At 41.9% G+C, this 12,404-nt stretch carries 10 protein-coding genes and 1 pseudogene; 7 read left to right on the forward strand and 4 right to left on the reverse strand.

Annotated features, from left to right (window positions below; all coding sequences use genetic code 11):
* The first annotated feature begins 6 nt into the window (after positions 1-6).
* Positions 7-666, forward strand: coding sequence for an alpha/beta hydrolase (locus J0X13_RS05605; RefSeq protein ID WP_207070450.1), 660 nt, complete (start codon positions 7-9; stop codon positions 664-666).
* A gap of 251 nt (positions 667-917) precedes the next feature.
* A complete protein-coding gene (locus J0X13_RS05610; RefSeq protein ID WP_207070451.1) occupies positions 918-2,780 on the forward strand; it encodes a BspA family leucine-rich repeat surface protein in 1,863 nt (620 codons plus the stop codon).
* Between the two features lie 216 nt (positions 2,781-2,996).
* Here J0X13_RS05610 and J0X13_RS05615 read toward each other — a convergent pair whose 3' ends face one another.
* Together J0X13_RS05615 and J0X13_RS05620 are read right to left on the reverse strand one after the other, a co-directional pair.
* Positions 2,997-3,488 carry a hydrolase gene (locus J0X13_RS05615; RefSeq protein WP_207070452.1) on the reverse strand — a complete coding sequence of 164 codons (492 nt, stop codon included), beginning with the start codon at positions 3,486-3,488 and terminating at the stop codon, positions 2,997-2,999.
* 5 nt (positions 3,489-3,493) lie between these two features.
* A complete protein-coding gene (locus tag J0X13_RS05620) occupies positions 3,494-4,270 on the reverse strand; it encodes an MBL fold metallo-hydrolase (RefSeq protein ID WP_242535620.1) in 777 nt (258 codons plus the stop codon).
* A gap of 77 nt (positions 4,271-4,347) precedes the next feature.
* On the opposite strand from J0X13_RS05620, the gene J0X13_RS05625 reads away from it, so the two are divergent.
* A complete protein-coding gene (locus J0X13_RS05625; protein WP_207070812.1) occupies positions 4,348-5,799 on the forward strand; it encodes a TonB-dependent receptor in 1,452 nt (483 codons plus the stop codon).
* Positions 5,800-5,833: 34 nt separating this feature from the next.
* Here J0X13_RS05625 and bcp read toward each other — a convergent pair whose 3' ends face one another.
* Complete coding sequence (gene bcp, locus J0X13_RS05630) at positions 5,834-6,286, reverse strand: thioredoxin-dependent thiol peroxidase (RefSeq protein WP_207026420.1); 453 nt, start codon at positions 6,284-6,286, stop codon at positions 5,834-5,836.
* Between the two features lie 55 nt (positions 6,287-6,341).
* Here bcp and J0X13_RS05635 point away from each other — a divergent pair, with 55 nt between their 5' ends.
* Positions 6,342-7,004 carry an endonuclease III domain-containing protein gene (locus J0X13_RS05635; RefSeq protein ID WP_207070453.1) on the forward strand — a complete coding sequence of 221 codons (663 nt, stop codon included), beginning with the start codon at positions 6,342-6,344 and terminating at the stop codon, positions 7,002-7,004.
* A gap of 252 nt (positions 7,005-7,256) precedes the next feature.
* Here the strand turns inward: J0X13_RS05635 and J0X13_RS05640 are convergent, their stop codons facing one another.
* A complete protein-coding gene (locus tag J0X13_RS05640; protein WP_207026418.1) occupies positions 7,257-7,841 on the reverse strand; it encodes an RNA polymerase sigma factor in 585 nt (194 codons plus the stop codon).
* A 251-nt stretch (positions 7,842-8,092) separates the two neighbouring features.
* On the opposite strand from J0X13_RS05640, the gene uvrA reads away from it, so the two are divergent.
* The 3 genes and pseudogenes from uvrA to J0X13_RS05650 all read left to right on the forward strand — a co-directional run bounded on the left by uvrA (position 8,093) and on the right by J0X13_RS05650 (position 12,374).
* Positions 8,093-10,873: an excinuclease ABC subunit UvrA gene (gene uvrA / locus J0X13_RS05645; RefSeq protein ID WP_207070454.1), complete on the forward strand. Its 2,781-nt coding sequence runs from the start codon at positions 8,093-8,095 to the stop codon at positions 10,871-10,873.
* Positions 10,874-10,891: 18 nt separating this feature from the next.
* Positions 10,892-11,041: pseudogene (locus J0X13_RS15710) on the forward strand (OmpA family protein); the annotation flags it as partial.
* A 118-nt stretch (positions 11,042-11,159) separates the two neighbouring features.
* The gene (locus J0X13_RS05650; protein WP_207070455.1) at positions 11,160-12,374 is read left to right on the forward strand and encodes a hypothetical protein; all 1,215 of its coding nucleotides are present in this window, start codon (positions 11,160-11,162) and stop codon (positions 12,372-12,374) included.
* Positions 12,375-12,404 lie beyond the last annotated feature (30 nt).

Raw genomic sequence — 12,404 nt, forward strand, 5'->3', positions numbered from 1 at the left:
AAAATAATGTCCCTCAAACCCTTATCATTAACATATTTACTGCGTCCATCCTCAATTAAATCTGAAAAAGCTCCTGCACTTTTTATGTTCCATGGTTACGGTAGCAACGAGGAAGACCTTTTTTCATTTGCATCTGAACTACCGGAGGAATTGATGATTTTTTCGGTAAAGGCCCCCTATGGTCTGGAACCTTTCGGCCATGCATGGTATGCCATAAATTTTGATGCTGAACAAGGTAAATGGAGCGATGATGAGCAGGCCGAAGAGTCCAGGGAAAAAATAGTTGCTTTTATAGATGAGGCCATTGAAGCGTACAACTTGGATAAAGAAAACATTACCCTTTTAGGGTTTAGCCAAGGCACTATTTTGAGTTATGCAGTGGCATTATCGTATCCGGAAAAAGTAAAGAATGTGGTCGCCCTCAGCGGATACATCAACAAAAATATTTTGGTGGACAACTATACGGATAAGGATCATAGCGGTCTAAATATTTATGCTTCGCATGGGCAGGTGGACCAAGTAATACCCTTGGAATGGGCCCAAAAGTCTCCAGAGTTTCTAAAAAACTTAAACATCCCAACAACTTACAAGGAGTTTCCTGTGGGGCATGGAGTATCGCAGCAGAATTTCTTTTCCTTTAAAAACTGGTTGCAGGAGCATATTTGATTGTGGAACTGGGTCACTCCCAACTCCTAAATTTGTTTTTACCCGACAAAAGTTCCACAGATGTACACTAACGGGTTGAACCGTGAACTTCCCCTCCCAACTTCCAACTCCTTAATCTCAAGTCATAGGATCCCATAAACCCTAACCTCCTTTCCATCAATCCAAATAGCCCATTGGTAAATCCCCTTCCCTATTTTTTTATAAAAATGGCATTCTTGCAGAGATAAACACTTTATATAAAAAATATGACATTGAAAGCAAGAAGATTGAATATTGCCCTAATGGCCTTGGTTTTGGTATGGTCCTGTGGCAAGGATCACGGCCGCGAACCGGTAAAGAACAGTGCCCCGGTAATCGAGGCTCAGGAGTTCACCGTCCAGGAGGATATAGCAGACAACAAGGCCATTGGCACAATAATGGCCACTGATGCCGACGATGACGCCCTCACCTATACGATTTCCGAAAACGACAACGACCTCTTTGAGGTCACCGGGACCGGCGTGCTGGGCTTGGCCACCGGCAAGGCCCTAAATACTGACAACAAGGTCCAGTACGGCATAACGGTTAGCGTTACCGATGGGGAGGACACCGCTAAAGCCACGGTGACCATAAAAGTGACCGCGGCACCCAATAATTCGCCCGTGATAGAAAACCAAGTGTTCACGGTAAAAGAAAATATAGTGGACACCGATACAGTGGGTACGGTAACGGCCACCGATGCCGACGATGATGCCCTCACCTTTACAATTGCCGAGAACGACAACGATCTCTTTGAGATTACCGAAGTAGGGGAGCTCAGCCTTGTCCAGGGGAAGAACCTGGACTTTGAGACGGCAAAGGAACATGTGATCACAGTGAAGGTAAGCGACGGGAAGACCACCGCCTCCGCCACGATTACCGTTATGGTGGAGAACGTGATAGAGAGTATGGCCGAGGACCCCGCCCCTTTTATCACCACTTGGAAAACCAACGCCAATGAGGAGAAAATAATGATCGGCACATCAAATAGTTACACCTATGATTATACCGTAGACTGGGGTGATGGCACTGTGGAGGAGATTGCCACGGCAGACCCACTCTCTCATGTGTATGCCACAGCAGGCACCTATACCGTGGTCATACTGGGAGAGTTCCCAGCAATAAATATGTATGGGCTCGAAGCAACCTACAAGGAGGCGATGATGGGTATCGAACAATGGGGGAGCATACAGTGGAAAAGTCTTGCCTATGCTTTTTCAGGGTGCACAAACATGAAATACCATGCCACGGATGTACCTGATCTCTCTAATGTCACCGATATGTCGTATATGTTCAAAGATGCCACCTCCTTTAACGGGGACCTCGGTTCTTGGGACACAAGCAATGTCACCAATATGCTTGGTATGTTCGCGAGTGCGGACTCCTTTAACGGGGACATCGGTGGCTGGAACACAGGCAATGTGACCACAATGAAGAGCATGTTCAAAGGTGCCACCTCCTTTAACGGGGACATCGGTGGCTGGAATGTGGGCAATGTTACCGATATGGGGACCATGTTCTGGAATGCCATCTCCTTTAACAGGGACATCGGCGGATGGGACACGGGCAATGTCACCAATATGCTTGGCATGTTCGCGAGTGCGGACTCCTTTAATGGGAATATCAGTGGGTGGAATGTGGGCAATGTGACCACTATGAATGGCATGTTTACCAATACTACCTCTTTTAACGGGGATATCAGTGCCTGGGACACAAGCAATGTGACCGATATGTCGTATATGTTCATTGATGCCACCTCGTTTAACGGGGACATCGGTGGCTGGAACACAGGCAATGTGACCACAATGAGGAACATGTTCCAAGGCGCCATCTCCTTTAATAGGGACCTAGGGGGATGGGACATTGCCAATGTATTATACATGACCTATATGCTGAACAATTCGGGAATGGACCCCAACACATACGGCCTAACCTTACAGGGTTGGGCCAATCAAGCCAATGTTCCCTGGAACATGATTCTTGGTGCAACGGGACTTCAGGTCGATTGTGCTTCCCAAGATCAGATGGCAGCCAGACAATCATTGATAGTTAATAGAAACTGGAATATTACGGATGCAACCCCCGTTTGTCCCTAAAATTTTTGGGGATAGTACTTGTGCAAGATTATGATAAAGACCGGGTGGGGCATATAAGCTCTTCCGGTCTTGTTTTTTTAGGAACCGTGATTAGCGTCCACTGCCCTCTGCCAACTACTCCACCCAACACACAAGAGCCAAGACCGCTTGTGAAAACCAGTGAGATTTTTGGCCATTGGGACACTTCCAAAGGGATACTGCGAAACCGCTATCTGATTACTGCGGAGCGTAGAGCAAATGTTCTGCCAAGGTGAAGTCCACGCTCAGATCATCCTTTAGCTCATACCTAATAATAAGGTCGCCCCAATATTTCCCGTCGGAAAAATCGGCCAGAATCCATTTATGGTTGAGCACTTTGATCTTGTTGATCTTAAAGTCACTTTCCATTCCTTCATATGGAATCAATGGATTGTCTCCTTTTTGTTCATTGGTTTCCAGCAGCTTATCCTGAATATACAACGATGGGTTCTCTAAATTCAAATGTTCGTAGTAGGCCAAAGCATCATCATTGTTTTCCAAGGTGAAATATTGCATGTCCAATACCTTTAAATGCATGGTCTGCAAGGAATCCTCAAGCTTCACCACCTCTTCTTCAAGTTGTTTTACATCCGAGGTCAACGCTTTTTGCATATTGTTTCCGGTAACATATTGGAAAAGGGCCAACAACGCGGCAAAAACAAAAAGGTATAGAAAAATGCTGTTTTTCATCAAATCTAAATTTTAATCTGTAGGTTATCGTAGGCCAAATGTATGTTTTTGGGCAGACTTTTTTCCACTTCCTCATGAAATCCCAATAGAGCACTGATATGGGTGAAATACGTTTGCTCCGCTCCTACCTTTTCGGCAAATTCCAAAGCCTCTTCCAAATTAAAATGGGAATGGTGGGGCTCACGTCGCAAAGCATTTACCACCAACACTTTGGCGCCTTTCATTTTTTTGATTTCCTCTTCCTCTACCCGTTTTACATCTGTCATATAAATAAATTCACCAAAGCGGTACCCAAAAACCTGCAGTCTGTTGTGGAAGGCTTCAATAGGTACAACATCCAAATCGCCCAAAGGAATATTTTCATTTTTGAAAACCTCATGGACTTGAACGGCAGGAGCCCCTGGGTAACGGTCCTCATCCGCAAAAATATAGTCGAAACGTCTGCGAAGGGAATCCAACACCCGCGGATGCGCATATACGGGGATATCGCCCTGTCGAAAGAAAAAGGGGCGTATATCATCGATTCCCGCAGTGTGATCGGCATGCTCGTGGGTAAACAAAATACCATCCAACTTGTCTATCGGATTGGTAAGCATTTGTTGCCTAAAATCTGGTCCGCAATCAATTACATAATTATAATTATTCCAAGAGATCAATACGGATACCCGCAGCCTTTTGTCCTTGGGGTCCGAACTTAAGCAAACGGGATGATCGCTTCCGATTACCGGTATTCCCTGTGAAGTTCCCGTACCCAAAAAAGTAATGGTCATCTTATCATCCATTAAATCCAAAATTATAACTTATTTATTTAATAGATTGCTTGAAGAGTGTAACTTTGCTGTACATTAAAAAAACGGACATGCCGAGCATACCAAGCAAAGAAAATGCTTTTGAAAACATTCCTTCCATAAAGGCGAAAACCCTTAGGATCAACTTGAATCAAGATATTTACGGAACCTTTGCCGAAATTGGGGCCGGCCAAGAAACCGCTAGGCACTTTTTTAGAGCTGGAGGGGCTTCCGGGACCATTGCAAAGGCAATGAGTGCTTACGATAAATCTTTTAGTGATGCCATTTACGGTATCGAGGAAGATGGGCGTTATGTAACCCAATCCCGATTAAAAAAGATGTTGGACCATGAGATGCGTTTGGTCGAAGAACGGATCAGTAGGGACAGTAACCCGGACTATTTATTCTTTAGTTATGCCAATACTGTGGCCACCATTGATTTTTCCAAGAGGTACAAAGGGCATGGCTGGGTTGGACTTCGTTTTCAGTTAGATCCGGACCAGAAGGAATATGATGAAATTGTACTGCATATCCGGTTCAAACAAAACGAAGCTAGATTACAACAGGAAACCCTTGGTATTTTAGGTGTAAACTTGATCTATGGGGCCTTCTTTAAATTCCATAAGCCCAAAAAGCTATTAAAATATCTATACGATCATATTGACCATGATACTTTGGAGATTGATATGATCAACTTTACAGGACCTAATTTTGCTGATGTCGATAACCGTTTGATGAGTCTTCAGCTTATTAAAAACGACATGACGGATGCGGTAATGTTCGGTCCTGATGGGAACAACTTGCTTCCGGCAGCGGTGCTTTACAAGAAAAATATCTTGGCATTGCGTGGTAGTTTTAGACCTGTGACCAAGGTAAATATGGACATGTTCCAGAAATCGTACGATATTTTTATCAGGGAGCAGACGGTGGATATGGAAAATGCCATCGTTGTTTTTGAGATAACACTTTCCAACCTTAAGGCTGCCGGTGAAATTGATGAACAGGATTTTATGGACCGAGCGGAATTGCTTTGTTCTCTTGGCCACACGGTATTGATCTCCAAATTCCAGGAGTATTATAAACTCGTGGAATACTTTAATAATTACACCAAGGCCAAAATTGGATTGACCATGGGTGTCAACAACTTGGTGGATGTATTTGATGAAAAATATTATCGTCACTTAAGTGGTGGCATCTTGGAGGCGTTCGGTAAGTTGTTCTTTAAAGATCTGAAGGTTTACCTATACCCGATGAAGGATCCAGAAACGGGCCAGATACTTACCAGTAACAATGTGAAAGTTCACCCACGAATGAAGGAGCTGTACAAGTTCTTTAAATACAATGGCAAGGTGATGGACATTATTGACTACGACCCTGATGTACTCCACATTTTTTCAAGGGACGTACTCAAGAAAATCATCAAGAAAGATGAAGGGTGGGAAAAAGAATTGCCCGAAGGTATTGCAGAGATTATAAAGGAGAAAAACCTATTTACCAGAAAAGTTCTGGAAGAGAAAGAATAGAAATAAAAAAGGCGCTGGTTCAGCGCCTTTTTTATTAAGCCAATATTTGGGCTGCGTGATCTTTTGTCTTTACCTTTTCGATAACATTTTCAACAACGCCATCACCATCAATAACAAATGTGGTACGGTGGATGCCATCATATTCCTTGCCCATAAATTTCTTTGGTCCCCAAACACCAAAGGTGTTGATAACAGTATGGTCCTCATCGGCCAGTAAAGGGAAAGGAAATTCGTATTTGTCCCTAAAATTGGATTGTTTCTTTTCCGAATCGGCACTTACGCCCAAAAGCTCGAAACCTTGGTCCTGTAATTCTTTATAATTGTCTCGTAAATTACAGGCTTCCGCAGTACAACCAGGGGTATTGGCCTTGGGGTAGAAAAAAACAACCAATTTTTTGCCTTTGTAATCACTAAGATTAATTGTGTTGCCGTCTTGGTCTTTTGCTGAAAAATCAGGTACTTTATCCCCTACTTTTAACATATTCATGTGCGTTGCTATTGAATTAATTGTTTAATATTTACATTCTCAAAGTTAAACAAATATGACCAAACAAGAAAAGGTTGATTTTGCTATCAAAACCTTGGACGAACTCTATCCTAAAATTCCGATTCCTTTAGATCATAAAGACCCCTATACCTTATTGATCGCGGTTTTACTATCTGCCCAAAGTACCGATGTTAGGGTCAATCAAATCACCCCGTTGTTATTTGAAAAAGCGGATAACCCCTATGATATGGTCAAACTATCGGAGGATGAGATTCGAGAAATCATTAAACCAGTCGGCCTCTCCCCCATGAAATCCAAAGGTATCTATGGCCTTTCCAAAATACTGATCGAAAAATATAAGGGTGAAGTACCCAGAGACATCGCACTACTGGAAGAATTGCCTGCAGTGGGCCACAAAACCGCTAGTGTAGTAGTTTCGCAGGCCTTTGGAATCCCTGCATTTCCAGTGGACACCCATATACATCGGTTGATGTACCGGTGGGGTTTTAGCAGCGGTAAAAATGTGGTACAAACGGAACGCGATGCCAAACGATTGTTCCCTGAAGAAATCTGGAATCGATTGCATCTTCAAATTATTTGGTACGGTAGGGAATATTCCCCTGCCAGGGGCTGGGACTTGGATAAAGATATTATTACCAAGACCATTGGAAGAAAATCGGTGATCAACGAATATTATAAAAACAAAAAGAGCCGCTAATTGCGGCTCTTTTCGTCAGTTTGATCCTTAAATTAATTCAATGTTGCTTCAAACTGGTGTTTTTTGTAGTCAACTACATGAATCGATTTTGAAAAGCTAAGTAAAAAATCTACTGTTTCCCGACTTGCTTTTACCGTTTTTACGGATTTTTGTTCTTCAGAGTAAATGTTTTCCATATTCTAGCGTAAGTAATTGTTTCCATTATATAACGGCGCTAGATTGGAAATATTGTTGGCTTCGACGTAATGCCGATTAATTCGTTAAAACGATATTTTTACGCTCTACGATTTTTCTAAGGTTTATAAGGGCATATCTCATTCTACCCAAAGCTGTATTGATGCTCACATTTGTGTTTTCGGATATTTCCTTAAAGCTCATATCCTTGTAAATACGCATGATCAATACTTCTCTCTGATCATCAGGCAATTCATCGATTAGAACCGTAAGATCACTTTCAATTTGATCTTTGATCAATTGCTTTTCTGCGTTCAACTTTTCATCCTTGATTACGGAGAAAATGTTGAAATCGTCGCTACCCTCGAATTTGGGCATTCTTTTATTTTTACGGAAGTGGTCTATCACCAAGTTGTGAGCAATACGCATCACCCAAGGTAAAAATTTACCTTCTTCGCTGTATTTTCCTTTTTTAAGGGTTTTGATCACCTTTATAAAAGTATCCTGGAAGATGTCCTCTGCAACATCTCTGTCCAAAACTTTGCTGTAAATAAAACTGGTGATTCTTTGGTTGTGCCTGTTAATCAGGATTTCAAGAGCCTTTTCGTCTCCGTCAATATAATTCTTTACTAAAATCGAGTCTTTAATCTGTAGTTGTTCCATACAAATTACTTTTTTTGGGTTAAAATCACAGTCCCCCCTTTGTCAAGAAAGACTATAGTTATTCAGTTTTTAATCTTTAAAAAGTAATTATTCTGTATAGGCCTATCAGGATTTTAATTACACTTCGAATATAGATAATTAGGCAGGCGACCTAAAATCTATGTTGTGAGTTGACGATTTTTATATGTTAACTGCTACAATATACGTATTAAGTGTGGTGTATCGTATCTTTGAAACCCTAATTTTAACAAATGGCAATCAATATCAACGTAGATCCCAAGCAGAATATTATCATAAAGGGTGCCAAACTGCATAACCTAAAGAATATAGATGTCGTCATCCCAAGGAATAAATTGGTGGTAATCACGGGTTTATCCGGTTCTGGGAAGTCTAGTTTAGCTTTTGATACACTGTATGCCGAAGGACAGCGTAGATATGTGGAGAGCCTCTCCTCCTACGCACGACAATTTTTAGGGAAATTGGATAAACCTAAAGTGGACTATATAAAAGGTATAGCCCCAGCGATTGCCATTGAACAAAAGGTAAACTCCACCAATCCCAGATCCACTGTCGGGACCACAACCGAAATCTATGATTACCTAAAGTTGTTGTATGCCCGAATCGGGAAGACCATTTCCCCTATCTCTGGTAAAGAAGTGAAAAAGCATACGGTTACCGATGTGATCGATTATATAAAGGAGTTGAACGAGAGAGATAAGCTCCTGTTATTGGCTCCTATCACTATTAGTGATGAGCGGGAACCGTTAAAGTCGTTGGAACTTTTCTCCAAGCAAGGATATGCCCGTATTAAATACAAAGGAGAAGTAATCCGAATCGATCAGGCTCCAGAAGATATTGGTAGGGAATTCGACCTTGTAGTGGACCGCATTATTGTTAAGGATGATGAGGACTTTTTCAATCGCCTGGCCAATGCTGTGGACAATGCATTTTTTGAAGGGAAGGGCCAATGTGCCATTGAAAACCTTCAGACTGGTAAGACAAAAACCTTTAGTAACCAGTTTGAGCTCGATGGGATGAAGTTTTTGGAACCGAACGTTCACTTGTTCAGTTTCAACAATCCGTACGGGGCCTGCCCAAAATGTGAAGGCTATGGGGATGTTATCGGTATTGATGACGATTTGGTGATTCCCAATACAGCTTTATCCGTTTACGAAAATGCCGTTTTTCCTTGGCGGGGCGAAAGTATGGGCTGGTACCGTGATCAATTGGTGAATTCAGCTTACAAGTTTGATTTTCCCATACACAAACCCTGGTTTGAGCTTTCCGAAGAACAAAAACAATTGGTTTGGGACGGGAACGATCATTTTATAGGAATCCACAAGTTTTTTGAACAGTTGGAGGAAAAAAGTTATAAAATCCAGAACAGGGTGATGCTTTCCCGTTACCGCGGCAAGACCAGATGTGCTGTATGTAAAGGAAAACGACTGCGCAAGGAAGCGGATTATGTAAAGGTAGGCGGTAAATCCATTTCGGATTTGATCGAACTGCCCATTAAACAGTTAACCCCATTTTTTGAAGCCTTGCAACTTTCCGAGCACGATACCTCCATTTCCAAAAGGCTGCTCAAAGAAATCACTACACGTTTGGACTTTTTGGACAAAGTAGGTTTGAGCTACCTTACCTTGAATAGAAAATCCAATACACTGTCAGGTGGAGAAAGTCAACGTATCAACTTGGCCACTTCTTTGGGAAGTAGCCTGGTGGGTTCCATGTATATTCTGGACGAGCCCAGTATAGGATTGCACCCACGAGATACAGAAAACCTGATTGAAGTGCTTAAATCCCTCAGGGACTTGGGCAATACCGTTATCGTCGTGGAGCATGATGAAGATATTATGAAGGCCGCAGATGAAATCATTGATATTGGACCAGAGGCGGGAACCTTGGGCGGCAAAGTTGTGGCCACGGGAGACTGGGAAACCATCCTTACCTCCGATTCCTTGACGGCATCCTACCTCAACGGAACAATGGAAATCCCTGTGCCCAAAGAGCGTAGGAATTCCAAACATTACATTCAGATCAAGGGTGCACGCGAAAACAACCTTAAAAATATAGATGTCACATTTCCTTTGAATGTGCTTACCGTTGTTACTGGAGTATCCGGGAGTGGAAAAAGTACCTTGGTAAGAAAAATACTGTATCCTTCCATATTAAAAGAGACGGGCGGGTACGGTGAAAAGGCAGGCCAGTTCTCTGCCATGGAAGGAAAGTATTCCCATATCAAACACGTGGAATTTGTGGACCAAAATCCCATAGGCCGTTCTTCGCGTTCCAATCCTGTTACCTATATAAAGGCCTACGATGATATCCGAAGCCTGTTCGCATCACAAAAATTAAGCAAGTTACGTGGCTATAAGGCCAAACATTTCTCTTTTAATGTGGATGGTGGCCGTTGCGAAAAATGTAAGGGCGAAGGTGAAATTACAGTAGAAATGCAGTTTATGGCGGATGTTCATTTGGAATGTGACGCCTGTGATGGCAAACGGTTCAAAAAAGATATTTTAGAGGTCCAGTTTGAAGGCAAAAACATCGACGACGTACTTAATATGACCATTGATGATGCCATTGAACACTTTTCAACCCAAAAACAAGATAAAATAGTTGCCAAGCTTAAGCCGCTGCAAGATGTTGGTTTGGGTTATGTGGCCTTAGGGCAGTCCTCCTCTACCCTGTCCGGTGGTGAAGCACAGCGTATAAAGCTCGCATCGTTCTTGGTGAAAGGCCATACCAAGGAAAAAGCCCTGTTCATCTTTGATGAGCCCACAACGGGACTACACTTTCACGATATTAAAAAGTTACTCAAATCCTTTGACGAGTTGATAGGCAAAGGACATTCCGTTATTGTGATAGAGCACAATATGGAATTGGTAAAATGTGCCGATTATATTATAGATCTTGGCCCCGAAGGTGGTGAAAAAGGTGGTAATTTGGTGGTAGAGGGAACTCCCGAGGAAATCATCAAGAACACAAAATCCTACACTGCAAAATACTTGAAAAACACCTTATCGTAATCGATTTTTTGTTCATCTGAATGGTTAGTGAACCAAGGTATCGATCGTAGTAGATTATCCTCCAAAGGATATGGGGAATCACAGCTGATCAATAACTGTTCCAATGGTGTAAACTGTTCAGAAGATGCACATCAATTAAACCGAAGATCAATGTTCATTATCAAATAAATCGTTCAATTTTCATTTTTTTATACTGATAATCAGTGTGTTAAGATTTTTGGCACGCTGATTGCATTAAACAGGGTGGATGTAAATAGTTGCATCTAGAACTTAAAAACCTTGTAGTATGAAAAAGTTAGTACTCATTATAGCAGCGGTTGTCTTTGGAATACCGAGTATCCAAGCAGAAACAACCAATACAGTGGCTACAACCACAAATTATAGATATGGAAATTCTTTCATCTTTGTCGAAGGTGGAGTTACATTCTCCGTGTATCCTGATGGTGAGTTCGATTTCTACATGGACAACAGGGTTAATGTAGGTGTTGGAGCACGAATCGGAAACGTTGGAATCACTTTTAACTCTGGGTATAATTACAATCCTTATGTCCAGTACGATGATTATGGTGCTGTAATCCAGGTAGAGAACACCCCAATTTTTTATGACTATTATGGTCGTGTATCTCAAATTGGAAACGTAAATGTTTGGTACAATAATGGTAGGGTCCGTAGAATCGGTGGACTACATGTGTACTACAACGGAGGCGTTTTTAGTCACTACACAGGATTCATCAACATATATAACAGAAGATATGTGTACAGACCATTCCATAGGTATTTTGTAAGACCTGCCGTAGGATTCTGCAATGTATATGCAAGACCTTACAGAAGATATTACAGACCTATCCGATATACTTATTATGCTCCTTACAGACACAATACCAGAAGGGCCTATGCCAGATTGGGTAGAGTGTACAGAAACGACAATAGATATAGACGAGATAACATTTATAGGAATGATAGAAGAGTTTCCGTAAGAGACAATAGAGCAAGAAGAGCGGATTATGGTAGAAGTAATGCAAGGGTTTCAAAGAATTCTTCTAGAAGAGGAAACACTGCGGTAAACCGTTCCAGTAATGCTGTAAAAAGACAAAAAGTAGCTTCCAGAGATTCTAGAAGCAATACATATAGAAAGTCAAATAATGTAAATAGGTATGGAAGAACAACGGCTTCCAATAATAAGGCAAGAAGTGCTTCGAACAATAGAAGTTCCAATGTCAGAAAAGTGGACCCACGTACAAACAATAGAACCGTGAACCGTTCTGCAAAAAGTACGTATAGAAAACCGAAGACCACATCGAGAACACCAAGTAGGTCTACGGTAAGCAGGGGAAACTCTTCTTCAAGGAAAGCCGTTTCCAGAAGCTCTAGACCTAGTGTAAGGAAAAGTTCTGTTAGCAGAAAAAGTAGCTCTAGGCCCAGCGTGAGCAGAAGTTCAAGTGCCAGAAAAAGTAGCGCAAGAACAAGTAGCTCCAGAGGCGCTTCCAGAAGAAATAATTAGATAGATTTTTTTAGGTTGGTTAGTTGTTTA

Source organism: [Muricauda] lutisoli (nom. illeg.) (genome assembly GCF_017313105.1).
Lineage (GTDB): Bacteria > Bacteroidota > Bacteroidia > Flavobacteriales > Flavobacteriaceae > Flagellimonas > Flagellimonas lutisoli.